23 protein-coding genes are annotated in these 23,778 nt (G+C 63.0%); 11 read left to right on the top strand and 12 right to left on the bottom strand.

The genetic code is table 11. The annotated features are described in order from the left end of the window. Positions 1 to 71: 71 nt before the first annotated feature. The gene (locus NKJ93_RS00760) at positions 72 to 965 is read left to right on the top strand and encodes an SDR family oxidoreductase (protein WP_352587020.1); all 894 of its coding nucleotides are present in this window, start codon (positions 72 to 74) and stop codon (positions 963 to 965) included. Between the two features lie 66 nt (positions 966 to 1,031). Here the strand turns inward: NKJ93_RS00760 and NKJ93_RS00755 are convergent, their stop codons facing one another. Beyond that, positions 1,032 to 1,778, bottom strand: a complete 747-nt coding sequence (locus tag NKJ93_RS00755) for a cytochrome c biogenesis CcdA family protein (protein WP_023720100.1) — start codon at positions 1,776 to 1,778, stop codon at positions 1,032 to 1,034. A gap of 197 nt (positions 1,779 to 1,975) precedes the next feature. Here NKJ93_RS00755 and NKJ93_RS00750 point away from each other — a divergent pair, with 197 nt between their 5' ends. Then, a complete protein-coding gene (locus tag NKJ93_RS00750; protein WP_352587018.1) occupies positions 1,976 to 2,353 on the top strand; it encodes a COG4315 family predicted lipoprotein in 378 nt (125 codons plus the stop codon). A 142-nt stretch (positions 2,354 to 2,495) separates the two neighbouring features. Here the strand turns inward: NKJ93_RS00750 and NKJ93_RS00745 are convergent, their stop codons facing one another. Further along, complete coding sequence (locus NKJ93_RS00745) at positions 2,496 to 2,723, bottom strand: hypothetical protein (protein WP_023720101.1); 228 nt, start codon at positions 2,721 to 2,723, stop codon at positions 2,496 to 2,498. A gap of 76 nt (positions 2,724 to 2,799) precedes the next feature. On the opposite strand from NKJ93_RS00745, the gene topA reads away from it, so the two are divergent. The 7 genes from topA (at position 2,800) to rpmG (ending at position 11,033) form a co-directional block, all read left to right on the top strand. Next, complete coding sequence (gene topA / locus NKJ93_RS00740; protein ID WP_352587016.1) at positions 2,800 to 5,415, top strand: type I DNA topoisomerase; 2,616 nt, start codon at positions 2,800 to 2,802, stop codon at positions 5,413 to 5,415. Positions 5,416 to 5,421: 6 nt separating this feature from the next. Beyond that, entirely contained in the window at positions 5,422 to 7,728 is a 2,307-nt protein-coding gene (gene rnr, locus NKJ93_RS00735) for a ribonuclease R (protein WP_502899416.1), read from the top strand. Then, a complete protein-coding gene (locus NKJ93_RS00730) occupies positions 7,728 to 8,180 on the top strand; it encodes a DUF983 domain-containing protein (RefSeq protein ID WP_352587013.1) in 453 nt (150 codons plus the stop codon). The genes rnr and NKJ93_RS00730 overlap by 1 nt, the downstream gene beginning before the upstream one ends. Positions 8,181 to 8,253: 73 nt before the next feature. Then, the gene (locus tag NKJ93_RS00725; protein ID WP_352587010.1) at positions 8,254 to 8,988 is read left to right on the top strand and encodes an NUDIX hydrolase; all 735 of its coding nucleotides are present in this window, start codon (positions 8,254 to 8,256) and stop codon (positions 8,986 to 8,988) included. A 16-nt stretch (positions 8,989 to 9,004) separates the two neighbouring features. Continuing rightward, positions 9,005 to 10,180, top strand: a complete 1,176-nt coding sequence (locus NKJ93_RS00720) for an MFS transporter (protein ID WP_352587007.1) — start codon at positions 9,005 to 9,007, stop codon at positions 10,178 to 10,180. Positions 10,181 to 10,289: 109 nt separating this feature from the next. Beyond that, entirely contained in the window at positions 10,290 to 10,745 is a 456-nt protein-coding gene (locus NKJ93_RS00715) for a YqfO family protein (protein ID WP_023720107.1), read from the top strand. A gap of 120 nt (positions 10,746 to 10,865) precedes the next feature. Further along, complete coding sequence (rpmG, locus tag NKJ93_RS00710; RefSeq protein WP_006201775.1) at positions 10,866 to 11,033, top strand: 50S ribosomal protein L33; 168 nt, start codon at positions 10,866 to 10,868, stop codon at positions 11,031 to 11,033. A gap of 68 nt (positions 11,034 to 11,101) precedes the next feature. Here rpmG and NKJ93_RS00705 read toward each other — a convergent pair whose 3' ends face one another. The 8 genes from NKJ93_RS00705 to NKJ93_RS00670 form a co-directional block, all read right to left on the bottom strand. Continuing rightward, positions 11,102 to 12,169 carry an ABC transporter ATP-binding protein gene (locus tag NKJ93_RS00705; RefSeq protein WP_352587004.1) on the bottom strand — a complete coding sequence of 356 codons (1,068 nt, stop codon included), beginning with the start codon at positions 12,167 to 12,169 and terminating at the stop codon, positions 11,102 to 11,104. A gap of 4 nt (positions 12,170 to 12,173) precedes the next feature. Continuing rightward, positions 12,174 to 13,022, bottom strand: a complete 849-nt coding sequence (locus NKJ93_RS00700; protein WP_352587001.1) for a carbohydrate ABC transporter permease — start codon at positions 13,020 to 13,022, stop codon at positions 12,174 to 12,176. After that, positions 13,022 to 13,945, bottom strand: coding sequence for a carbohydrate ABC transporter permease (locus NKJ93_RS00695; protein ID WP_352586998.1), 924 nt, complete (start codon positions 13,943 to 13,945; stop codon positions 13,022 to 13,024). The genes NKJ93_RS00700 and NKJ93_RS00695 overlap by 1 nt, the downstream gene beginning before the upstream one ends. Before the next feature lie 214 nt (positions 13,946 to 14,159). After that, entirely contained in the window at positions 14,160 to 15,437 is a 1,278-nt protein-coding gene (locus tag NKJ93_RS00690; protein WP_352586995.1) for an ABC transporter substrate-binding protein, read from the bottom strand. A 30-nt stretch (positions 15,438 to 15,467) separates the two neighbouring features. Next, complete coding sequence (locus NKJ93_RS00685; RefSeq protein ID WP_352586992.1) at positions 15,468 to 16,655, bottom strand: PLP-dependent transferase; 1,188 nt, start codon at positions 16,653 to 16,655, stop codon at positions 15,468 to 15,470. Beyond that, a complete protein-coding gene (locus NKJ93_RS00680) occupies positions 16,652 to 17,386 on the bottom strand; it encodes a FadR/GntR family transcriptional regulator (protein ID WP_352586990.1) in 735 nt (244 codons plus the stop codon). Before NKJ93_RS00680 ends, NKJ93_RS00685 begins: the two co-directional genes overlap by 4 nt. A gap of 464 nt (positions 17,387 to 17,850) precedes the next feature. Next, complete coding sequence (locus tag NKJ93_RS00675) at positions 17,851 to 19,224, bottom strand: PleD family two-component system response regulator (protein ID WP_352586987.1); 1,374 nt, start codon at positions 19,222 to 19,224, stop codon at positions 17,851 to 17,853. Positions 19,225 to 19,257: 33 nt separating this feature from the next. Next, the gene (locus NKJ93_RS00670; protein ID WP_348625950.1) at positions 19,258 to 19,674 is read right to left on the bottom strand and encodes a response regulator; all 417 of its coding nucleotides are present in this window, start codon (positions 19,672 to 19,674) and stop codon (positions 19,258 to 19,260) included. A gap of 172 nt (positions 19,675 to 19,846) precedes the next feature. On the opposite strand from NKJ93_RS00670, the gene NKJ93_RS00665 reads away from it, so the two are divergent. Then, positions 19,847 to 20,146, top strand: a complete 300-nt coding sequence (locus NKJ93_RS00665; RefSeq protein ID WP_023720115.1) for a DUF3572 domain-containing protein — start codon at positions 19,847 to 19,849, stop codon at positions 20,144 to 20,146. 66 nt (positions 20,147 to 20,212) lie between these two features. Here NKJ93_RS00665 and NKJ93_RS00660 read toward each other — a convergent pair whose 3' ends face one another. Further along, positions 20,213 to 21,442, bottom strand: coding sequence for a hypothetical protein (locus NKJ93_RS00660; protein ID WP_352586984.1), 1,230 nt, complete (start codon positions 21,440 to 21,442; stop codon positions 20,213 to 20,215). Between the two features lie 363 nt (positions 21,443 to 21,805). After that, positions 21,806 to 22,381 (bottom strand): GNAT family N-acetyltransferase, encoded by a 576-nt coding sequence (locus tag NKJ93_RS00655; protein WP_352586982.1) that lies wholly within the window; start codon positions 22,379 to 22,381, stop codon positions 21,806 to 21,808. 68 nt (positions 22,382 to 22,449) lie between these two features. Between NKJ93_RS00655 and NKJ93_RS00650 the strand changes: the two genes are divergently transcribed. Then, a complete protein-coding gene (locus tag NKJ93_RS00650) occupies positions 22,450 to 23,778 on the top strand; it encodes a DNA polymerase IV (RefSeq protein ID WP_023720118.1) in 1,329 nt (442 codons plus the stop codon).

The raw sequence follows: 23,778 nt of genomic DNA, 5'->3' as shown, positions 1-23,778 counted from the left end.
TCAAGCGCCTATCACGACGTCACCGGGCCGCGAACATGGTCGTGGTCAGAAATGAACAAGGAGAAGTCGTGATGCGTGTTTTCCTTACCGGAGCGACCGGATTCGTCGGTTCTGCCGTCGTTCAAGAACTCATCGGTGCCGGCCATCAGGTGCTCGGCCTCGCCCGCTCGGAGGCGTCGGCCAAGTCGCTTGCCGCGACTGGAGCCGAGGTGCATCGAGGCGACCTCGAAGACCTGGAGAACCTGCGCAGGGGTGCGGCAGCCGCCGATGCGGTGATCCACACCGGGTTCAACCACGACTTTTCGAAGTTCGCGCAAAACTGCGAAATGGACCGGCGCGCCATCGAGGCGATGGGCGGTGCACTCAAAGGCTCCGAGCGCCCCCTGCTCGTCACCTCCGGAACCGCGCTACAGGCGCGGGGCCGTATCGCGACGGAGGAAGATGCGCCTGTCCCCGCTTCCGCTTCGTATCCCCGCGCCTCCGAAGCGACAGCCGCCGCGCTGGCGGCACGCGGGGTGTGCGCGTCGGTTGTCCGCCTTCCGCCGTCGGTCCATGGCCAGGGCGACCACGCCTTTGTTCCGATCCTCATCGACCTTGCTCGCAAGAAGGGCGTGTCGGCCTATGTCGGCGAAGGGCTCAATCGCTGGCCCGCCGTGCATCGGTTCGATGCCGCCCGCATCTACCGGCTTGCGCTCGAGCATGGCGCCGGTGGCGGGCGCTATCACGCGATCGCCGAAGAAGGCGTGCCGTTCAAGGACATCGCCGGCGTGATCGGCCGGCGCCTGAACGTGCCGATCGTCGCCAAGTCCGCCGAAGAGGCCGGCGATCATTTTGGCTGGTTCACGATGTTCGCGGCGATGGATGTCCCGACTTCAAGCGAGCGAACCCGCGCGCTGCTGGGCTGGGCGCCGAGCGGACCCGGGCTCATCGTCGATATCGACCAGCCAAGCTATTTCGGAGGCTGAACGGACCACGTAGCTGTGGTACCTTGTGCCGCAGTTACGGCCTCGCGCCTCGGCCGGGCGGCAAACCTATCCCAATTGCCCCAGCACCGGAAAATTCTCGAGCAACCAATAGGACGCCGCCTGCACGCCGCCGGTCAGGAAAAACACGCCGGCCACGACCAGCAGCGCGCCGATGGCTTTTTCGACGCGGCCGAGATGGACGCGGAATTTCCCGAGAAAGCGCATGAAGGCGCCGGAAAACAGCGCCGCGACCAGGAACGGTATGCCGAGGCCGAGCGAGTAGGCGGCAAGCAGCAGCGCGCCCTCGCCCACCGTCTCGCGGCCGCCGGCAAGCGTCAGGATCGGCCCCAGCACCGGGCCGATGCAGGGCGTCCAGCCAAAGGCAAAGGCCAAGCCCATGACGTAAGCGGCGATCAGGCTGGCCGGCTTGCCTTGTGACTGGAAGCGCGCCTCGCGTGAAAGCAAAGGGATGCGCAATACGCCGAGGAAATTCAGCCCCATCAGGATGATCAGCACTCCGGCCGCCATTGCCAGCGGCTCCTGCCAGACCCGTAGCAGATGGCCGATAGTGGAGGCGCCGGCGCCCAGCGCGACGAAGACGGTCGAGAAGCCGAGCACGAAGGCGATGGAGGAATTAACCAGCGCGCCTCGCGCGCCAGCCTTTGCCGCAATGCCGGCTTCGCCGCGGAAATCGTCGACCGACACGCCGGCCATGTAGCACAGATAGGGCGGTACCAACGGCAGCACGCAAGGTGACAGGAACGAAATCGCTCCCGCCCCGATCGCGCTGACATAGCCGACGTCCAATGCCATTTCCGTCTCCCGATGACTGCGCAGCCATATAGCCGCGACAACGGCCATCCGCCAATCACCATCGCGTGGCCCCAGCAAGTCGTCGCCCTCGCCTGGATCTATGGAAAACAGCCCGGGAAGAAAGGGCCGCCAGGCAGCGTTGATCAAACGAAGCGCGTTGTTCCGCGCGCTTTTTCGAATCATCCAAGGAGAGGTCCATGAAAACGATCGCAATCGGCATGGCCGCGCTTTTGCTCGGCACCGTCGTGTCCTACGCCGCCGAGGCGTGGAAGGAAGCAGAAGTCGGCGGCACCAAGATCTACACCGACGCCAGCGGCATGACGCTCTACACCTATGACAAGGACGAGGCCGGCAAGTCGAATTGCTACGACAAATGCGCCGCCAATTGGCCGCCACTGAAAGCTGACGCCAACGCCAAGGCCGAGGGCGAATGGACGATCGTCGACCGCACCGACGGCACCAGGATGTGGGCCTATGAAGGCAAGCCGCTCTACACGTTCATCAAGGACAAGAAGGCCGGCGATGTCACCGGCGAGGGCGTCGGCGGCGTCTGGCATATCGCCAAAGCCGACTGAGCCTTGAGCCTCTGATCCGCTGTAACAGGCGGTAATACGGCTGGTCGCCGGGACGTTGACCCAACCACCCCGGCGGCCAGCTTTTCAGCACAGCAATTCCGTGCGACTGTCCGAGCAAATGCCGGGCTGCACATTGCGCAGTTCACAGCGTCTGTTCAAGCAGGGCTGGCGCGTGCTCGATGTTTCTCTTATATCCGCGGGAGAGTTTGTCCCGTTCTCCAGGATCAATTGCCGGGTTTGTCCAGCGATAGGCTGCCCATTTCCCTTGTCCAGGATTGCGGAAATCGCAAGGCGCGCCGTTGGGTTGCGCATTCGGTGCAGGGCCGCATTTTGACTGCTTGGCCTTGACCGGATGCAAAAGCGCGGCCATGTGAGCGACACATTGAACGAGATTTCGTCGCGCGCAGCGGAATTCTTCTGCCGCATCACAACTGATATGAGACCGTATGGACGTCGTCGTCGTCGAATCGCCGGCCAAGGCGAAGACAATTAACAAGTACCTGGGCAAGAACTACAAGGTTCTGGCCTCGTTCGGCCATGTCCGCGATCTACCGGCCAAGGATGGCTCGGTGCGCCCGGATGAGGACTTTGCCATGTCCTGGGCCGTCGACACCGCGTCTGGAAAGCGTCTCGCCGATATCGCCAAGGCAGTCAAGGACGCCGACGGGCTGATCCTCGCCACCGATCCGGACCGTGAGGGCGAAGCGATCTCCTGGCATGTCCTGGAAGTGCTGAAACAGAAGCGCGCGTTGAAGGACAAGCCGGTCAGCCGCGTCGTCTTCAATGCCATCACCAAGGCGTCGGTGCTGGAGGCGATGGCCAATCCGCGCCAGATCGATGCGCCGCTGGTCGATGCCTATCTCGCCCGCCGCGCGCTCGACTATCTGGTCGGCTTCACGCTGTCGCCGGTGCTGTGGCGCAAGCTGCCCGGCGCCCGCTCGGCCGGCCGCGTCCAGTCGGTGGCACTGCGTCTGGTCTGCGACCGCGAATCCGAGATCGAGCGCTTCATTCGCGAGGAATACTGGCAGGTCGCCGCCATCCTCGGCACGCCGCGCAAGGAAAATTTCGAGGTGCGGCTGACCGCCTTCGAGCGTAAGAAGCTGCAAAAGCTCGACATTTCCAACAAGGCGCAGGCCGACGACATCAAAGCGATGCTCGAAGGCGCCAGCTTCAAGGCAGTGTCGGTCGAAGCCAAGCCGACCAGGCGCAATCCCGGCCCGCCCTTCACCACCTCGACGCTGCAGCAGGCAGCCTCATCGGGTCTCGGCTTTTCGGCCAACCGCACCATGCAGGTGGCGCAGCGGCTTTATGAGGGCATGGAGATCGGCGGCGAGACCACCGGCCTGATCACCTATATGCGAACCGACGGCGTGCAGATGGCGCCGGAGGCGATCTCTGCCGCACGCGATGCGATTGCCAAGGAATTCGGCCCTAAATACCTGCCTGAAAAGCCGCGCGTCTATTCCGCCAAGGCCAAGAATGCCCAGGAGGCGCACGAAGCGATCCGTCCGACCGATTTCATGCGCACGCCGGCTTCCGTCAGGCAGTATCTCGACGCCGACCAGGCGCGGCTTTACGAGATGATCTGGAAACGCGCCATCGCCAGCCAGATGCAGCCGGCCGAGATCGAGCGCACCACGGTCGAGATTGAGGCGATCAACGGTTCGCGTACCGCCGAGCTTCGTGCTGTCGGCTCGGTCATTCGCTTCGACGGCTTCCTAGCCGCTTACATCGAGCAGAAGGAAGAAGATTCGGAAGACGAGGAAAGCCGCCGCCTGCCCGAGATCCGTGCCGGCGAGCAGCTCACCCGCGAGGCGATCAACGCCACCCAGCACACCACTGAGCCTCCGCCGCGCTATTCCGAGGCGTCGCTGATCAAGAAGCTGGAAGAACTGGGCATTGGCCGGCCGTCGACCTATACGGCGATCCTGAAGACGCTCGAGGATCGCGATTACGTCACCATCGACAAGCGCAAGCTGGTGCCGCAGGCCAAGGGCCGGCTATTGTCGGCTTTCCTCGAAAGCTTCTTCGAGCGTTATGTCGAGTACGACTTCACCGCTTCGCTCGAGGAGAAACTCGACGAAATCTCCGACGGCAAGCTAGCCTGGAAGGATGTGCTGCGCGATTTCTGGAAGGATTTTTCCGGCGCCGTCGCCGACATCAAGGAGTTGCGCGTCACCGACGTCCTCGATGCGTTGAACGAGGAACTGGCGCCGCTGGTGTTTCCCACGCGCGAGGATGGCTCCAACCCCCGCATATGTCCGAAATGCGGCACCGGCAACCTGTCGCTCAAGCTCGGCAAATTCGGCGCCTTCGTCGGCTGCTCGAACTATCCCGAATGCTCCTTCACCCGCCAGCTCGGCGACGCAGCCAATCCCAATGGCGAGAACGGCAGCGGCGAAGACGGCACCAAGGTGCTCGGCAAGGATCCCTATACCGCCGAGGAGATCACGCTGCGCAATGGCCGGTTCGGCCCCTATATCCAGCGCGGCGACGGCAAGGATGCCAAGCGCTCCAGCCTGCCCAAGGGCTGGACTGTCGATTCGATCGATCACGAAAAGGCGCTCGCCCTGCTGTCGCTGCCGCGCGACGTCGGCAAGCATCCGGAATCCGGCAAGATGATTTCGGCCGGGCTGGGGCGCTACGGGCCGTTCGTGCTGCATGACGGCACCTACGCCAATCTCGACAGCATCGAGGACGTGTTCTCGATCGGCCTCAATCGCGCCGTCTCGGTGATCGCCGAGAAGCAATTGAAAGGCAAGGGCGGCCGCAATGGGGGCACGCCCGCTGCTCTGAAGGAGCTTGGCGAGCATCCTGCCGGCGGCGGCAAGATCGTCGTGCGTGACGGCAAATACGGGCCTTATGTGAATTTCGGCAAGGTCAACGCGACGCTGCCGAAGGGCAAGGATCCGCAATCGGTGACGGTCGAGGATGCGGTGGCGCTGATTGCGGAAAAGGAAGCCAAGGGCGGCAATGGCGGCAGAAAGCCGTTCCGCAAAGCGGCCGCGCCTGTGAAGAAAGCGGCAGCGGCCAAAAAACCGGCGGCCAGGAAAAAGGGATAGGACGGGTTGGCGCGCAAAGTCTCCGGAAGAAGCCACGGCGATCTGCGCACCGCCGATACCCGTGCCAAGGTCAGGGACAATTACCGGCCTTCGCGTGACGAGATACTGCGTTACATCGCAGAAAATCCGGACCGCGCCGGAAAACGCGACATCGCCAAGGCGTTCGCGCTGCGCGGCGAAGACCGTATCTGGCTGAAGGACATGTTGCGCGATTTGCAGGACGAAGGCCTGCTGACCAAGGAGCGCAAGCGGCTTGCCCGCGTCGGGGCCCTGCCCCACGTCGCGGTGCTCGACATCTTTAGCCGCGACGCCGACGGCGTGCTGCTGGCGCACCCGACCGAAGCGATCGGCAATGGCGAACCTCCGGTCATAGCGATCCGCGTGTCGCGCGGCGGCAATGGCCCGACGCCTGGCATCGGCGACCGGGTTTTGGCCAAGACCTTTCCAACCGACGATCCGGCAGGCCCGGCCTATACGGGCCGGGTGATGAAGATCTTCGAGAAGCGCACCGATGCGGTTCTCGGCGTTTTCCGTGTGCTGAAGGACGGCACGTTCCGCATCGAGCCGGTGGAAAGGCGCCAGCCGGAGCTGGTCGTCGACAAGGAATTCCAGAACGGCGCCAAGAATGGCGACCTGGTCGAGGTCGAGCCGGCGCGGGCCTCCCGTTACGGGCTGCCGAGAGCCAAGGTGCTGGCGGTATTGGGCTCCTTGACCAGCGAAAAGGCGGTCTCGATGATCGCCATCCACGCGCACGACATTCCGCATATTTTGCCCGCCGACGTCATCGCCGAGGCAGAGGCGGTCAAGCCGGCGACGCTTGCCGGCCGCGAGGATTGGCGCGAGCTGCCGCTGCTCACCATCGATCCGGCCGACGCCAAGGATCATGACGACGCGGTGTTCGCCATGCCCGACACCGACGAGACGAACGCCGGCGGCGTGATCGTCACCGTCGCCATTGCCGATGTCGCCGCCTATGTGCGCTATGGCACGGCGCTCGACCGCGAAGCGCTGAAGCGCGGCAATTCGGTCTATTTCCCCGATCGTGTCGTGCCGATGCTGCCGGAGCGCATCTCGAACGACCTCTGTTCGCTGCGCGAGGCCCAGGATCGTCCGGCGATAGCGGTGCGCATGACTTTCTCGGCTGATGGCCACAAACTCAGGCACTCCTTCCATCGCATCATGATGAAGTCGGCGGCGAAACTCGCGTATCAGCAGGCGCAAGCGGCGATCGACGGCGCACCGGACGACACGACTGGCCCGATCCTCGATGCGGTGCTGAGGCCGCTATGGGACGCTTACGCGATCCTGAAGCGCGGCCGCGACACGCGCCAGCCGCTCGAGCTCGATCTGCCGGAGCGCAAGATCCTGCTCAAGCAGGACGGCACCGTCGACAAGGTCGTCGTGCCGGAGCGGCTCGACGCGCACAAGCTGATCGAAGAGTTCATGATCCAGGCCAATGTCGCCGCCGCCGAGACGCTGGAGGCGAAGCGGCAGGCGCTGGTCTACCGCATCCACGATGCGCCCTCGCTCGCCAAGCAGGAATCGCTGCGCGAATTCCTGCAGACGCTCGGCCTGTCGCTGGCGCGCGGTGCGCAGATGCGGCCGAACCAGTTCAACGGCATCCTCGCTCGCGTGCGCGGCGCCGACAATGAGGGACTGGTCAACGAAGTGGTGCTGCGCTCGCAGAGCCAGGCCGAATATTCGCCTGCCAATATCGGCCATTTCGGCCTCAACCTGAAGCGCTACGCGCATTTCACCTCGCCGATCCGCCGGTATGCCGACCTGATCGTGCATCGTGGGCTGATTGCCGCACTCGGCCTTGGTCCGGGCGGCCTGACGCAGGACGAGGCGGAACGGCTGGAAGAGGTCTCAGCACTGATCTCGGCGACCGAGCGCCGCGCGATGGCCGCCGAGAGAGACACGGTCGACCGGCTGATCGCCGCCTATCTCGCCGAGCGCATCGACGACCGTTTCGACGCCCGCATCTCGGGCGTCACCAAATCGGGACTGTTTGTCCAATTGCCGCAGTACGGCGCGGATGGCTTCATTCCGGTTTCAACGCTGGGCGGCGACTACTATATATACGACGAAACTGCCCGATCGCTTTTCGGAGAACGCACCGGCAAGGGCTATCAGCTTGCCGACCGCGTCGAGGTTCGCCTGATCGAGGTGGCGCCGATGGCCGGCGCGATGCGTTTCGAGATGCTGACCGAACCAAAGCCGCTGCCCGGCTCCAAACGGTCGTTCCACAAGGCCAAAGGCCGCGCCCGGGCGTCGCAATCGCGCCCAGGCACGCGCGGCAGGAGACGGTAATGCCAACAGAACTGCAGGTGGAAGAACGGGCCTTCGGCGGCGAACATCACTCGGGCCGGACCGCCCGGCCACTATTGACGGCAATGAAGCGCGGCATGCTCGGCCGCTGCCCGCATTGCGGCGAGGGAAAGCTGTTTCGCGCCTTCGTCAAGACCGTCGACAAATGCGATCACTGCGGCGAGGAACTTCACCACCATCGCGCCGACGACCTGCCGGCCTATCTTGTGGTGGTCATTGTCGGCCATATCGTGCTCGGCGCCTTCATGGGTGTCGAGGCGACCTCGACGCTGTCGACCTGGCAGCACATTGCCATTTGGGTGCCATTGACCATCATTCTCGCCGTCGTCCTGCTGCAACCGGTCAAGGGCGCTGTCATCGGACTGCAATGGGCGTTTTATATGCACGGCTTTGGCGGTGAAAAAGATCTGATCGAGTCGCATCCCGAGGCTTGAAACCGAGGCTGGCGCAAATCCGCATGGCTGGACGCCACTTTCGCATCGGAGAAGATTCCGCTAGGTCGAGCGCATGGACGTTATGACCAAGGCGGAGGCCGACAAGGTTGAGCGGATCGCGCTCGACGCCAAACCTATACGCCCGCGCGACGCCGCGACGCTGATCCTGCTCGACCGCAAGGGCGACGAGTTCCTGGTGCTGATGGGCCGGCGCCACGCCCGTCATGCCTTCATGCCGGGCAAATTCGTGTTTCCCGGCGGCCGCACCGATCCGGCCGACAGCCGCACCCCGATAGCCACCGCACTTCATCCCGAGGAAGAAGCGAGATTGACCGCTGGCATCGGTCGCACCAGCCCGGCCCGCGCCCGCGCCATCGCCTTGTCGGCAATCCGCGAAACCTATGAGGAGGCCGGCCTGCTGATCGGCCAAAAAGGCACCTTCGCGACCGCCAAGCGCGACTGGCAGGGCTTTGTCGAACACAGTGTTATTCCATCACTGCAAGCGCTGCGCTTCGTCGCACGCGCCATCACGCCGCCCAACCGGGTGCGCCGCTTCGATACGCGCTTTCTCGCCGCATGGCGCGACGACGTCGCCGTGGAACTGCCGGGTGGCGGTCCGACCAACGAGTTGGAAGACGTCGTTTGGCTGCCGCTGGCCAAGGCCAGTCAAGCTGACGTTCCAGACATCACGCGCACGGTCCTGGAGGAGCTGGAAACGCGGCTCGCCCAGGATCCGCTGCTGAGGCCCGGCGGTCCCGTGCCGTTCTATCGGCTTGTCCGCAATCGCTTCGTCCGCGAAATTCTCTAGAGCAGCCAGGCATTCCATGACAGTCGATACCCAGCCGCAGAGCGAGGAACGCGTACACTGGCTGCCGATGGTCGCGGCGATCTCTTCGATCAGCGTCGTCGGCATCGCCATCGGCCTCGGCATGCCGCTGCTCAGCGTCATCCTGGAAACGCGTGGTCATTCGGCGTCGATGATCGGTCTCAATACCGCGGTCGCCGGCCTCGCCTCGATCGCCGGCGCGCCGCTCGCCACCCCGCTTGCCATGCGGTTCGGGGTCGCCTGGACGATGCTTGCCATGATCGTCGCCGGGGCGCTGGCCTTTGTCGGTTTCCATTTCGCGCCAGCTTTCTGGATGTGGTTTCCGCTGCGCGTCCTGCTGCACGTCGCGCTGACGGTGCTGTTCATCCTCTCAGAATTCTGGATCAGCACCTCGGCGCCGCCACACCGGCGCGGACTGGTCCTCGGCATCTATGCCACCGTGCTGTCTCTCGGCTTTGCCGCCGGGCCATGGCTGTTCGCTCATCTCGGCAGCAGCGGCTTCCTGCCCTTCGGCGTCACCATCGCTTTGGTGACGCTCGCTGCCATACCGGTTCTGGCAGCACGCAACGAGAGCCCGACGATCGTCGCCGACGGCGAAATCAGCAATTTCCTGCGTTATATCTGGCTGGTGCCGACGGCGACCGCGGCCGTGCTGGTGTTCGGTGCGGTCGAGACCGGCGGCTTTGCGCTGTTCCCGGTCTACGGCAACCGCATCGGCTACTCCGAGGCCGACGCAGCTCTTTTGCTCACTATGATCGGGCTCGGCAACGTGCTGTTGCAGATCCCGATCGGCATGATCAGCGACCGCGTCAGCGACCGCCGCTATCTGCTGATGGCCTGTGCCACGGTCGGGCTTGTCGGCACCGTCTTTATGCCGTTCTTCGCGCAGAATTGGCACTTGATGGCAGCGCTTCTGTTCGTCTGGGGCGGCGTGGTCGCCGCCATGTACACGATCGGTCTGGCGCATCTCGGTTCCCAGCTTTCCGGCCACGAACTGGCCTCCGCCAACGCCGCCTTCGTGCTTTGCTACGGTGTCGGCATGGTGCTTGGCCCGCAGGCAATCGGCATCGGCATGGATGCTTTCGGGCCGTCGGGCTTCGGTTGGGCGCTCGGCCTGTTCTTCGCCTGCTATATCGTGCTGGTTGGCACCAGGCTGCTCCGCAAAATCCTCTGAGTGGGCCCGCTGCCGACATTGCTCCCACTGCTGACTAACTACTGACACTACCATGTCAGGAGCGCTCGCGTATATGCTCCCTCAAAGTGCATAAGCAGGGAGACCTCGGATGATCGACAGTGGCTTTGAGACGAAATCGCTGCGGATGGAATTGCTGCTGCTGGTGACCTTTCAGGCACCGGCCGCCGATGTCGACCGCATCATGGAGGCGGTGGTCGCGATCGCGCCGCTCAGAATGGGCAAATATGACAGCAATGCCTTTCAGTCAGCGGACGGCATCGAACGCTACCGGCCGCTTGAAGGTGCCGCCGCCGGCGCCGAGACGGAATTGCGCAGGCGGCCGGGCACTGTCGAGGTGTCGTTCGAACTGCCCGACGACCAGAAGCTCGCCGCTCGCGTCGTCGAAGCGATTTACCAGGTTCACAGTTATCAGGAGCCGGTGATCCGCATTCAGCCGCTGCTTGCCAGCCGCTCCAAGGGTCTCGACGACCGCGCCAACCCGAACCGCTGGTGGAACACGACTGGAGACTGGAAGAAGGCGCTGCCAGTCACGGAAGACGCTTGAACCTGGACAAGGGTTGACTTTCCGGGCGCGTTCTTTATGTGTCGCGGCAAGTTTCCCGCGTCCGGGTGTTTCCCCGTGCTCCAGCGGCCAAAACTTCACGAACATTAACGGACGAACATCATGGCCAAAGCCGCAAACATCAAGATCAAGCTTCTGTCGACCGCCGACACCGGTTTCTTCTACGTGACCAGCAAGAACAGCCGCACCAAGACGGACAAGCTGTCGTTCCGCAAATACGACCCGGTCGCCAAGAAGCACGTCGAGTTCAAGGAAACCAAGATCAAGTAATCCGGTTTTCTCTCGCAGTACCGAAACGCCGCCTTCCGGGCGGCGTTTTTCGTTTCGGGGATGCAGGACTAGCCGATGCGATCACCGCTTGCCGGATCGAACAGATGCAGCGACGCCGGGTCGGCCGACAGGCGCACGGCCTCACCCGGTTTCACACTGGCCCGACCCATGGCGAAGACGCACACCTGCTGGCCGGCAAGCTTGGTGTAGAATTGAGTCGACAGGCCGAGCGGCTCCACTACGCCCACCTCGCCTTTCAGCGCGCCATTGTCGGCAAGCCGGATATGCTCCGGCCGTAAGCCGACGGTGATCGCATCGCCATCCCTGAGCGGCAACCCGTCCGGCAGCCGCAGCTTCTGGCCGTCGGCCAGTACGGCATCCGACTTGGCGGTCTTTTCAACCACGGCAGGCAGGAAATTCATGCCGGGCGAGCCGATGAACCCGGCGACGAACATGTTGACCGGTCGGTCATACAGATCGAGCGGCGCACCGACTTGCTGGACGAGGCCGTCATGCATGACGACGATACGGTCGGCCATTGTCATTGCTTCGATCTGGTCATGGGTGACATAGACCGAAGTGGTCTTCAATTGCTGGTGCAGCGCCTTGATCTCGGCACGCATATGGACGCGCAGCTTGGCATCGAGGTTCGAAAGCGGCTCGTCGAAGAGAAAGACTTTCGGGTCGCGCACGATGGCCCGGCCCATGGCGACGCGCTGACGCTGGCCGCCGGACAATTGCCGCGGCAAGCGTTGCAGAAGCGCATCGAGCCCGAGCCGCTTGGCGGCACCGTCCACCCTTGCATCGATCGCCGGCTTGCCGGCCTTCCTCAGCATCAGGCTGAAACCCATGTTCTTCGACACGTCCATATGCGGATAGAGCGCGTAGGACTGGAATACCATGGCAATGTCGCGGTCCTTTGGCGCGATGTCGTTGACCAGGCGCTCGCCAATATGGATTTCGCCGTCGGAGACCTCCTCCAGCCCGGCGATCATGCGCAGCAGGGTCGATTTCCCGCAGCCGGATGGCCCAACCAGGACGACGAACTCGCCGTCGGCGATTTCGAGATCGACCGCGTGCAGGACGCGCACGGCTCCATAGTCTTTGCGGACTTTGTCGAGAGTGACGGAGGCCATCGATCTATCCCTTGACGGCACCAGCGGTAAGGCCGGTGACGAGGTAGCGTTGCAGGAAGGCAAAGAACATGCAGACCGGGATCAGCGCCAGGATGGAAGCGGCCATCATCTGCCCCCAGTCGACCGCGAATTTGCCGATATAGGTGAGCAGGCCGACCGCGAAGGTCTTCTGGTCGTCGCTGGAAATCAGCATCAGCGCAAACAGCAACTCACTCCAGGCGGCGGTAAAGACGAAGCCGAGCGTCGCGCCCATGCCGGGCAGCGTCAGCGGCACGATCACCTTGCGCATCGCCTGCAGACGCGTGCAGCCGTCGATCATCGCCGCCTCTTCCAGGTCCCGCGGGATGCCGTCGAAGAAGGATTGCATCAGGAAGGTCGCAAAGGCCGTATTGAAGGCGGTGTAGATGATGACGAGCCCGGTCAGGCTGTTGATGAGACCGATCTGCCCCATGATGCGGTAGATCGGCGGAATGACCATCACCAGAGGGAAGGTCTGGGTGAGCAGAAGCAGGATGGCCAGGGTCGCCTTGCCACGGAAGGAAAATCGCGACATGGCGTAGCCGGCCAGCGTGGCAATGACCGTTACGAAGGCTGCCGTCGACACCGAAACGATAACGCTGTTCAGGAAATAGCGCGGGAAATCGGTTGCTTCCAGCACGGTGACGAAGTTCTGCAGCGTCGTTTGCGACGGCCAGAAAGTGATGCCTTCGGAATAGAGCAGCCGCTCCGGCGTGACCGAGATCTTCAACGTCCAGAAGATCGGGAACAGCGCAAAGGCCATATAGGCGGCGATGGCGCCGTAAAGGCCGATGCCGCCGAGAACGCGCGAGGAGACGGAGCGTCCGGCAATCATCAGACGTGCCTCACCAGCGAGCGGCGGATGCCGATCAGTGCAATCGCATAGACGATGAGCAGCGCAAGCAGCAGCACCGCCACCGCGGAGGCATAGCCCTTGTCCAGCGACTTGAACGCGCTGACATAGATATAGACCGGCACTGTGGCGGTCGAACCGGCAGGCCCGCCTTCGGTCATGACGAAGATCAGGTCGGCGAAGGTGGCGATCCATATCGTGCGCAGCATGACGGTGATGACGATGGTCGGCGCCAGGAACGGCAGCGTCACCTTGGTGAAGCGCTGCCACGGCGAGGCGCCGTCGATCGCCGCCGCCTCATGCAATTCCGAGGGTATCGACTTCAACGCCGCCAAAAGCGTGATGGCAAAAAAGGGAACGCCGAACCAGACATTGGCGACGATCGGCCCCCACATGGCTGTCGAGGGATCGGAGAGCACGTTGGTCGGCTCGGCTTTCAGCCCCAATGCATAGAGCCAGTGGGGCAGCGGCCCGATGATCGGATTGAACAGCCAGGCCCAGGTCAGGCCCGAGAGGAAGGACGGCACCGCCCAGGGCAGGAAGACCACCGCCTGCACGATCTTTCTGCCCCGGAACGGCGTGTCGAGCAGCAGCGCCAGGCCAAGGCCGAGGAAGAATTGGAAGAACAGGCTGGCTGCCGTCCACCACAGCGTATTGACAAGCGCCTGCCCGAGCACGGGATCCGACAGCATCGCCTGATACTGCCCAAGCCCGACATATTCGGATTTGAATGCCGAGAACTTGCGGAACGAGTAGCCGATACCGATGACCAGCGGCACCAGGAGCACGACGACCAGCAGCACGATCGCCGGGCTGAGATAGAGCCAGGGTTCGATTGCGGCGTGAGACAGCCGCTTGCGTCGTGGCTTGCCGGCAGGTCGTATTTCGGACACGGCATAGGTCATTGGTGCTGGATTGTCTCCTGAGCAGCGTCGAGGACAGCGCCCTTCTCCCCGTTACGGTGAAAAGATGCCGGTCTACCCTCCGCAGCTGCAGCGCAGCTGCTGCGGAGGACGGGCAGGCAGATGAGAGGCAGCACGAGCCACGACGGGTTGGCGCCGCCCCTCATCCGTCACTTCGTGACACCTTCTCCCCGTGAACGGGGAGAAGGAAGAAAAGCTATTTCTTGTTCTTGGCCAGCCAGTCCTGCTGTTCCTTGGTCAGGAACTTGGCCCATTCGTCGGCCACGTCCTTGGCCGCCTTCTGGCCAAGCAGCACTTCCTGAAAATTCTTGATCGCCACCTGGTCGACGAAATTGCCGAGGTTTTCCAGATGCGTCGGCGGCGTCACCATCTCGTATTTGTCGCCGTTGTTCAGTTCTTCGAACCAGCCCTTGAACTGCTCGGTCCTGAAGTGAGCGTCCTGGTCGGCGCCGTTGTGGATCGGAATGACGCCGACTTCCCTTGCCCATTCCAGATTGTCCTTGGGCGACAACAGCGTCGCCATCAGCTTCCAGGCATCGTCCTTGTGCTGGGAATTGGCGAACATCGCCCAGCCGGCATAACCGAGCGTCGGATAGGATTTGCCGCTCGGCCCGACCGGCATCGGCGCCACGGCGAAGTCGTCGGCGCTCATCTTGTCGGCGATGCCGAGCAGCGCGTCGGGATCCTGGTTCAGCATGGCGCAGGTGCCACTATAGAAGCCGGTGACGGTCTCGTTAAAACCCCAGCTCACCGCATCTTTCGGCGCCAGGCCATTCTTGTACATGTCGGCGAGCATCTGCAGGCCCTTGACCGAGCCTTCCTCGTTGATGGTCGAGGTGCCGTCCTCGTTGAAATAGCCGCCCTTACCAGCGGCAATGTTCATGAACATGTGCATGCCGTTGAAGGCGCCCGGGCCACCGCGCAGGCAGTAGCCGTATTTGCCCGGTATCGCCGAGATCTTCTTGGAGTCCTCGACGAATTCGTCGAGCGTCGACGGCGGACCGTCCAGGCCGGCCTCCTTGAACAGCTTCTTGTTCCAGAACAGCGCGTTCAGGTAATAGCCGTAAGGGATCATGTACTGCTTGTTGTCGACCGTCGAGCCGAACTGCTTGGCGCGCTCGCCCAGCGTTTTGGCATCGTCCCATTTGGCCATGTATGGCCCGAGGTCCTCGAGCTGGCCGTTGGTCGCGTAGAGGCCCATCCAGCGTTCCGGCATCTCGACGATGTCGGGCGTGTCGCCGGCCTGCACCATGGTGAGGAACTTCTCGAACGCCTGGCCCCAAGGCAGCGATACGAGCTCGACCTTGACGCCCGGATTGGCCGTCTCGAACTCGGCGATTTGCTTCTTGAGGAATTCGGTACGCGGCGGGCTGGTAATGACCTCGACCATCTTGATGGTGGAATCGGCCAGCACGCTGCCGGCGGAAATCGCGAGACCCGCGACGGCACCAAGAAGGATGCTCAGTTTTTTCATGTTCAGCACTCCCATTTTGAACGGCTCCTTTTATCTTTTTGCTCGGTCGAAGGCCTGGGCAACGTCGGCCCACAGGTCTTCGACACTTTCCAATCCGACACTGAAGCGGATGGTTCGCGGGCTGACGCCGAAGCGCGCCATCGAATTCAGGCCCGGCGTCTGCTCGAGCGAGGCCTTTGCCGGAACGACCAGGCTCTCATGGCCGCCCCAGCTGACGCCGATGCGAAAGAGTTTCAGCGCATCGACGAAAGCCGGGATGTCGACGTCTTCCGTCACTTCGAATGAGAACAGCCCGGCATAGCCGGCAAGCGTCGCCTTGCCTGGATGGTTGGAATAGGCCGGGTGGTTGACCCGCTCGACATGGCCATGCGCCTTCAGCCGCTCGGCGATGGTCAGCCCGCTCTTCATGTGGTGCGGCAACCGCAGCGGCAATGTGCGCAGCCCGCGCAGCAACAGCCAGGCCTCGAAAGGCGAAAGCTTGCCGCCGAGATAGGAATAGGTCTGCTCGTTGATGTGTCGGATATGGGCGGCCGAACCGGCCACCACGCCGGCGACTGTGTCGCTGTGGCCGCCGAGATATTTCGAGGCAGAATGCAGCACCAGGTCGACACCGTGTGAAATCGGCTTCTGGAACACCGGCGTCGCCCAGGAATTGTCGATCGAGGTGATGATGCCCTGCTCTTTGGCCAGCCGCGCCAGATGCGTTACGTCCTGGAGCTCGAACATCATCGACGTCGGGCTTTCCAGGTAGAGCAGCTTGGCGCCGGGAAGTGCTGCGGCGACCGCGTCCGGATCGGAACCGTCGACGTAGTCGACCTTGATGTTGAGCCGAGGCAACAGCCGTTCGAACAGCCGGTAGGCATCGCCGTAGCAGTTGCGCACGACGACCATTCGCTCGCCGGCACTGACGAAAGCAAGCACCGTGGCGCTGATCGCTGCCATGCCGCTGGAAAAGCCGCGCGCGGCTTGCGCGCCTTCGAGGGCGGCGACACGCGCCTCGAACTCCATCACCGTCGGGTTGTCACCGCGCGAATAGATCGGCTGGCGTCGCCTGCCGGCGAATGTGTCGGCCATCTCGGCATAATTGGCGAAGGTGAAGAGCGAAGTCTGGTAGATCGGCGGCACCACCGCACCGCCGGGAAAAGGCTCGTCATGGGCGAGAAGCGTCGCAGCCTCGGCGAGATAGTCGTTTTCGAAACCGGCGGGATGGTCGTTCATTTCTGGCCTGAGAGTTTGAGTTTGGCCGCACCGCGTTTCAGATCGTCCTCGACGGTGGCGATCAGCTTCAGCGCCTCGGCCCGGGCTCCCTCCGGATCGTGCGCGGCGATGCGTTCGTAGATGGTGCGGTGGTAAGGAAAGCTGGCGTGGCCGAAGTCGCGCACGCCGAGCGGATGTTCCCAGAAACGGTGGAACAGCTCGTGCATGGCGGCGATGATCTGCTCGAACAGCGGATTGCCGGAAGCGCGGTAGATCGACTGGTGGAATTCCCAGTCCTCCTCCGCCGACATGCCGGCGCGCGTGTGGAAGGCCTGCTCCATAATGTCGAGCTTGCGCCCGATCTCGACGAGATCTGCCTGGCCGGCGCGAACGGCGCAAAGGGCGGCTGCTTGCGCCTCCAGCGCGCGGCGGATTTCCAGCGTCTGCATCAGGCTGGTGAAATCATTGCCGCCGGCCAGCGTCAGCGGCATGTGCAGCATGTCCAGCGACACCACTCCCTTGAGATAAGTGCCGCTGCCTTGCCGCCGCTCGACCAGGCCGAGCCCTTCCCAGCGCGTCAGCGCCTCGCGCACGGTGTTGCGGCTCACCTTGAGGCGCTCGGCAAGGATGCGTTCGGTCGGCAGTCTCTGGCCGGGCCCGAGGGCTTCCCGCATCACAAAGCCGGCCAGGGCCTTGAGCACCGCGTCGTCGCGAGCAGTTGCCTGTATGGGCGAAAGGCCGAATTCGGTCATGCCAACGGGTCACCAAAAAATGGCTCAATGGTCCAACCAAAATTTCTGCATAGAAGACAGGACTCTGTCAATCGGCTGCAGGCACATGCGTACCCCCAGCGTGCTGATCAAAAGGCGGCCTACCTGCCACGACAAAAAGCCAGCATTTTCTGGATGCTGACGCAGAGTCCTGATGTGTTTTGAAATTGGGGGCCGGCCGGCGTTTGGCAGCGGTACGAGGAGGCCACTATGTGCCAGCGCCGGCCGGCCGACCCCACGGACCCAGGAGATGCGGCGGACCTGAGCATCATGGGGTATTCTTCGGGTCGAACCGGCGATCTAGCCTCGTGCCGGTTACGTCTAAGGGCTGCACATTTGCGCACCAACTTATGAAAATCAACAGTTTCTTAACCAAGCCTCGCAAATCGCTTGGATTAAGGTAAATTCGTAACCTTGTCGCGTTGACTGGCTAATTGGTGTCCGGGCTATGCCGCCTTGGCGACGACGCGATTGCGGCCGCCGCTCTTGGCCTCGTAGAGCGCGAGGTCGGCGCGTTTCATTAGCGCCGCGACCGTGTCCACCCCTTTCAGCACCGACGACACGCCGACACTGACGGTGACTTCGATGGCCTTTCCTTCTGCGCCGACGGCAAACGGCAGTTGGGCGATTTCGGCGCGAATGCGCTCGGCGACCTTTTCGGCTACCGCACCGTCCGTGTCGGGCATCACCACGACGAACTCCTCGCCACCGAAGCGGCAGGCAAGGTCGATGCCGCGCACATTCTTGCGCAACCGCCGGGCGAATTCGCGCAGCACGTCATCGCCGCCGTCATGGCCATGCGCATCGTTGATGGTCTTGAAGCGGTCCAGATCGGTGATCATCACCGACAGCGGCCGGCGCCGTGCCACGGCGCGGTCGAACAGCGTCTGCAGATGGCTGTCGAGATAGCGGCGGTTGTGCAGGCCGGTCAGGGCATCGGTCACCGCCATCTCGATGGTCTGGGTGACGCTGGCGCGAAGCTGGTCGTTGTAGCGCTTGCGGCGCACCTGCGTGCGCAGCCGCGCGGTCAGCTCCTGCTGGTCGATCGGCCGCATCAGATAGTCGTTGATGCCGAGTTCGAGGCCGCGGATGATGCGCCCCTCCTCGCCCTCGTCCGCCAGAAGGATGATTGGCAGGAAACGGGTGCGATCGAGCGAGCGCAATTGCGAGCAGAGCCTCAGCGGGTCGAAATCGGCAAAGGCCGTCGAAATCATCACGCATTCGTAGGGCAACTCGGCAGCCTGAAAGAAACCGGCATGCGGATCGGTGGCGACGTCGAGATCGGCACTGCCGCGCAGCATCTTCTGGATGCGCTCGAAGGAGGATTTGCGCTCATCGACCAGCAGCACCTTCGGCACCGCGTCGTCGGCCGCGAAGTTGCGGCTCAAAAGCTCCTCGATGCCGATATTGCGCGTCGTCGAGGCGCGCAGCCGCAGCTCGTCTGTCAGCGACTTCAGCCTGACCAGGCTCTTGACGCGCGTCATCAGCTGCAGATCGTTGACCGGCTTGGTCAAAAAATCGTCGGCGCCGGCCTCGAGGCCGCGCACCCGGTCCGAAACCTGGTCGAGCGCGGTGATCATCACGACCGGGATGTGCGATGTCGCCGGATCACCCTTCAGCCGCCGGCAGACCTCGAACCCGTCCATATCGGGCATCATCACGTCGAGCAGCACGACGTCGACCTTGCCGTTCTCGCAGATCTCGATCGCATCCGGCCCGTTGGTGGCGGTCAGAACCTCGAAATATTCGGCGAGCAGCCGAACCTCCAGCAGCCTGACATTGGCTGGGATATCGTCGACGACCAGGATCCGCGCGGTCATGTCACAAAGCTCCGGCTCGGCTGGAAAGATACATCAGGCATCGCCCAGGTAGGATTTGATGGTTTCGATGAAACGCGGCACCGAGATCGGCTTGGAAATATACGCCTCGCAGCCGCCCTGGCGGATGCGCTCCTCGTCGCCCTTCATCGCGAAGGCGGTGACGGCAATGACCGGGATGACGTGGAGATCATCGTCCTCCTTCAACCATTTGGTCACCTCGAGGCCGGACACTTCGGGCAACTGGATGTCCATCAGGATGAGGTCCGGCCTGTGCTGCCGCGCCAGATCCAGCGCTTCCAGGCCGTTGCGTGTACGCACAGTCTCGTAGCCGCTCGCTTCGATCAGGTCGCGAAAGAGCTTCATGTTGAGCTCGTTGTCCTCGACGATCATAACCTTTTTAGGCATCGATTTCCCGTCCCGGCTGGCCTTCCACTCGAAGGGTGCCGTCATGCGCCCCTTGTCGGCACGCACCAAACCTGTTCCCACTATACGGCAATATGATTGACGAAACGGAAACCGGCCGCCGGAAAAGCGTTCGGATTCCAGGTCGGCGAGCTTGCTGCCGGCAACACTTGCCACTACTGCGAAAACAGAACGATTCCCCCACGAAGGAAAAGTAGCGATGGCAAACGCAGCGTCAATGCGCGAGGAAGCCGAAACCATTGCCGTAAAGGCGTTGGGCTTCGTCGCCGCCGATCCGGAACTTCTGCCCCGCTTCCTGGCGATCACCGGCATCGAGGCCCATTCCATCCGCCGGGCGGCCGGCGAGCCGGGTTTCCTGGCCGGCGTGCTGCAGTTCATCCTCGCCCACGAGCCGACGCTGATGCGTTTTTCGGAGGAAACCGGCACGCCGCCGGCCGCAGTGGGCAAGGCGTTGCGGGCACTGCCGCTCGGCGACGACAATCATGAGCATTCGACATAAGCCACGATGCCGAGACTGCGGGCAGATCGAAGAGCCTTCCGCAGACGATGGGCCACTGCTGGTGCTTTATGGCGTTGCCTCTTCCCCACTGTTGTCCGTCCCAACGGGGTCGGCCGGCTCCAGCATGGCGCCGTTGACCGTCACCGAACCGTCGGCTTTGGTGTTGATCACCCATTCAAGCCGGCCGTCCGGCAGCGTCTTGCCAAACCCTTTGATCGCCAGCGCGCCGGTAAAATACTGCGCGGCCTGCGGGTCCGTCTTCGCCGCCGTCTGCAAGGTCTCCACGATCTTGTCGTAGCCGGTGATGTCGATTGTCACGTCCGCACGCGGCTTCTTGCCGGGGAAGGTCATCTCGCCTTCCATCGCAATCTCGATGTTGCCGTTCTTGATCGTGCTGTGTCCGAGAATGGCCTTTGGCGTCATGGCCAGGAAATCGGCGGAGATCTGGTTGCCGAAATCTGCCGGCAGCGGTGGATCCTTGCTGAAATCAAGGGTTTCGATGGTTTTCTTCGCCATGCTGTCCAGATCGATGTTGGCGCCGCCGAAGTTGAGGTCGATATCCGTCGGCAGCAACGCAACGCTCCAGCTGGGCAGCACCTGCTGCGGTATTGTCAGGCCGGAAACCTTGAACGCGTAGTTGATCTTGCCTTCCTTGGCGATGCCGTCCATGCCGACAGCGGTATTCAGTTGCGTCGCACCGAACTTGCCGACCGGACTCTCCACCACAAGGTCCTTGAAGCCGTAGGTGCCGTCGATCCGCTCCCACAACGGCAGTGCTGCCGTCAGAAGCGATTTGAACTCCGCCCCATCCGCCTTGAATTTGGCTGCATCATCAGTCGCCACGATGAAAGCAAGCAGGTCGAGCAGCGGCTTTGTCCGCAAACCCTTGCCGGCCGCATCCACAGAAAGTTCAGGCGCTTTTACAGCAGCCGGAAAACTCAACCCACTTTTGGGATCGTTGACTTTGATCGTTTCGGCGAAGTTCGTTATTTTTTCCGTCACCGTGAAATCGACGCCGCCGTTTGCGGATTTGGTCGAAACTATTACGGCAGTGCCAGGACCGACCGTGACATCCGCCTGCTGCTTGGGCTCTCGGGTGGTCATCGTCATGCCAGCCATCGAACCGGTTGCGCTCGCGAAAGCGGCCAGGTCGGGGTCATAAACTCCGGTGAACTTGTTGTCCGACACGGAGAAGTCGATGTGCTGCGCCCCCTCAGGGCCAACGAAATCGATAGACCCCTTCGGGGACACGTCCGCCGAAACGTCCCAGTGTCCATCTTTGCGCGGCTTGACCAAGATGAAGTAAGGCGTGATGTCGAACTTGAAGGCTTGCGGCTTTGCCATCAAATCCGTGACTGGCTTGAAGTCGAATGCGAGCTTGTAGGCATCGCCGTCGACTGAAATTTTCACGAACCCGATATCGAACAGCTTCTTTCCGATATAGCGCGCCAGATCGTCGGAAAGCTGCTTCGCCCCTTGCCTGTCGACCGCTTGGCCGAAGGCCGGTCCGCTGCAGGCAAGCAGTAAAACAAGTGGCAAAACGCGCTTCATGTCGATCCTCACTTATTCGCGGCCGTCAAACCGTTTCTATCACTGGTAGGGAATTACCATCACAACCGCAAGGCGAGCCGGACGGATCGATGTCGCCCGCGGCATTGCCTAAAGCACCAGCCGCACCAGCGGCCGGCCCGGCTTGCGCTCGACCAATCGCTGGAACCCGGCCTTTTCGAAGACCCGCGACGAGCCGACGAACAGCCCGATCGAGCGCGAATCCTTCGATAGATCGATCGGGCAGGCCTCGACCAGCCGGGCACCATTTTCCCGTGCGAAGTCGATGCCGCCTGTGACCAGGCGGTGCGACAGGCCCCTGCCGCGTGCCTTGGCGCGGATGAAAAAGCAGGAGATCGCCCAGACGCCGGGATCGGTGGCATCGGCGGGGTCGAGCGGCGCCGACCCCCTGCCCTGGTTGTTCCATTCGGGCACGTCGGCGCGCGGGCCGATCTGCATCCAGCCGACTGCCCGGCCGTCCTCGAAGGCCAGCAGGCCGGGCGGCGGCCCGGCCTCGATCCGCGCCTTGATATGATCCTTGTTGCGCTCCCGGTCGCTCGCGCGGCGCGCTGCCGGCGACAGCCGGAAATGTGTGCACCAGCAGCCGTAGCAGGCGCCTTGCTTACCGAAAAGATCTTCGAAATCCGCCCAAAGCTCGGGCACTAGCGGCGCTATGGTCGTATTCATGAGCTCTCTCCCGGCCCACCGCCTTGTCGTGGCGTCCGTCCTGACGTACCATTGCATTTGTTCTCTTTATGTTCGCAGCGATGGCGGCCCCTGTCAACAATCCCGAACACGGTTTTTGCCGCGACTGCCTGAATTTTCAGCGCAGCGAGGCACGCCGTTGCGAGCGCTGCGGCAGTCCGCGGCTTGCGCGCCATCCCGAGCTTTACCGGCTGCGCCTTGCCCATATCGATTGCGACGCGTTCTACGCGGCGGTCGAAAAGCGCGACAACCCGGCATTGAAGGACCGGCCGTTGATCATCGGCGGCGGCAAGCGCGGCGTCGTCTCCACCGCCTGCTATATCGCCCGCATCCATGGCGTGCGCTCGGCAATGCCGATGTTCAAGGCGCTCGAAGCCTGCCCGGACGCGGTGGTCCTCCCGCCGGACATGGAAAAATACGTCCGCGTCGGCCGCGAGGTGCGCGCCATGATGCAGGCGCTGACGCCGCTGGTCGAGCCGCTCTCGATCGATGAGGCCTTCCTCGACCTCGCCGGCACCGAGCGCCTGCATGGCCTGCCGCCTGCGGTGGTGCTGGCGCGCTTCGCTCTCAGCGTCGAAAAGGAGATCGGCATCACCGTTTCGGCAGGCCTGTCCTATTGCAAGTTCCTGGCCAAGGTGGCCTCGGACTTCCGCAAGCCGCGCGGCTTTTCGGTGATCGGCGAGGCCGAGGCTATCGGCTTCCTGGCCGAGCAGCCGGTGACGCTGATCTGGGGCGTCGGCAAGGCCTTTGCCGCCACGCTCGAGCGCGACGGCATCCGCACCATCGGCCAGCTGCAGCGCATGGAACGCGGCGACCTGATGCGCCGCTATGGCGTCATGGGCGACCGGCTCTACCGGCTTTCGCGCGGCGAGGACGACCGCCGCGTCGTTCCCGACCAGGACGCGAAAAGCGTCTCGGCGGAAACCACTTTCGACACCGACATCGCCTCCGTCGAGGAACTGGTTTCGGTGCTGAGGGCGCTGGCGGAGAAAGTCTCGGCCCGGCTGAAAAAATCCGGCATTGCCGGACGCACCGTCGTCCTCAAGCTGAAGACCCAGGATTTCAAGATCCGCACGCGCAATCGCCAGCTCGGCGATCCGACCCGGCTGGCCGACCGCATCTTTCAGACCGGGCTCGAGCTGCTACGCAAGGAAGCGGATGGCACGAAATACCGGCTGCTCGGCATTGGCGTCAGCGATCTCTCCGACGATGACCGGGCGGACCCGCCCGACCTGGTCGACGTCAAGTCACGCAAGCGCGCCATGGCCGAAGGCGCCATCGACACGCTGCGCGGCAAGTTCGGCCGCAGGGCGGTGGAAACCGGCTATACCTTCGGCAAGGGCCGTGATGCGCACCCGCCCGAACCGATCGAGGAGTGA

It is taken from the genome of Mesorhizobium sp. M0028 (assembly GCF_040323855.1).
In the GTDB taxonomy this organism is placed as follows: Bacteria; Pseudomonadota; Alphaproteobacteria; order Rhizobiales; family Rhizobiaceae; genus Mesorhizobium.
Note: the sequence above shows the minus strand (reverse complement) of the source record. Positions and strands in the feature narration are given on the sequence as shown.

Coding starts and splice junctions, on each gene's coding strand:
- NKJ93_RS00760 (WP_352587020.1), top strand. CDS start 72: ATGCGTGTTTTCCTTACCGGAGCGACCGGATTCGTCGGTTCTGCCGTC.
- NKJ93_RS00755 (WP_023720100.1), bottom strand. CDS start 1,778: ATGGCATTGGACGTCGGCTATGTCAGCGCGATCGGGGCGGGAGCGATT.
- NKJ93_RS00750 (WP_352587018.1), top strand. CDS start 1,976: ATGAAAACGATCGCAATCGGCATGGCCGCGCTTTTGCTCGGCACCGTC.
- NKJ93_RS00745 (WP_023720101.1), bottom strand. CDS start 2,723: ATGGCCGCGCTTTTGCATCCGGTCAAGGCCAAGCAGTCAAAATGCGGC.
- topA (WP_352587016.1), top strand. CDS start 2,800: ATGGACGTCGTCGTCGTCGAATCGCCGGCCAAGGCGAAGACAATTAAC.
- NKJ93_RS00730 (WP_352587013.1), top strand. CDS start 7,728: ATGCCAACAGAACTGCAGGTGGAAGAACGGGCCTTCGGCGGCGAACAT.
- NKJ93_RS00725 (WP_352587010.1), top strand. CDS start 8,254: ATGGACGTTATGACCAAGGCGGAGGCCGACAAGGTTGAGCGGATCGCG.
- NKJ93_RS00720 (WP_352587007.1), top strand. CDS start 9,005: ATGACAGTCGATACCCAGCCGCAGAGCGAGGAACGCGTACACTGGCTG.
- NKJ93_RS00715 (WP_023720107.1), top strand. CDS start 10,290: ATGATCGACAGTGGCTTTGAGACGAAATCGCTGCGGATGGAATTGCTG.
- rpmG (WP_006201775.1), top strand. CDS start 10,866: ATGGCCAAAGCCGCAAACATCAAGATCAAGCTTCTGTCGACCGCCGAC.
- NKJ93_RS00705 (WP_352587004.1), bottom strand. CDS start 12,169: ATGGCCTCCGTCACTCTCGACAAAGTCCGCAAAGACTATGGAGCCGTG.
- NKJ93_RS00700 (WP_352587001.1), bottom strand. CDS start 13,022: ATGATTGCCGGACGCTCCGTCTCCTCGCGCGTTCTCGGCGGCATCGGC.
- NKJ93_RS00695 (WP_352586998.1), bottom strand. CDS start 13,945: ATGACCTATGCCGTGTCCGAAATACGACCTGCCGGCAAGCCACGACGC.
- NKJ93_RS00690 (WP_352586995.1), bottom strand. CDS start 15,437: ATGAAAAAACTGAGCATCCTTCTTGGTGCCGTCGCGGGTCTCGCGATT.
- NKJ93_RS00685 (WP_352586992.1), bottom strand. CDS start 16,655: ATGAACGACCATCCCGCCGGTTTCGAAAACGACTATCTCGCCGAGGCT.
- NKJ93_RS00680 (WP_352586990.1), bottom strand. CDS start 17,386: ATGACCGAATTCGGCCTTTCGCCCATACAGGCAACTGCTCGCGACGAC.
- NKJ93_RS00675 (WP_352586987.1), bottom strand. CDS start 19,224: ATGACCGCGCGGATCCTGGTCGTCGACGATATCCCAGCCAATGTCAGG.
- NKJ93_RS00670 (WP_348625950.1), bottom strand. CDS start 19,674: ATGACGGCACCCTTCGAGTGGAAGGCCAGCCGGGACGGGAAATCGATG.
- NKJ93_RS00665 (WP_023720115.1), top strand. CDS start 19,847: ATGGCAAACGCAGCGTCAATGCGCGAGGAAGCCGAAACCATTGCCGTA.
- NKJ93_RS00655 (WP_352586982.1), bottom strand. CDS start 22,381: ATGAATACGACCATAGCGCCGCTAGTGCCCGAGCTTTGGGCGGATTTC.
- NKJ93_RS00650 (WP_023720118.1), top strand. CDS start 22,450: ATGTTCGCAGCGATGGCGGCCCCTGTCAACAATCCCGAACACGGTTTT.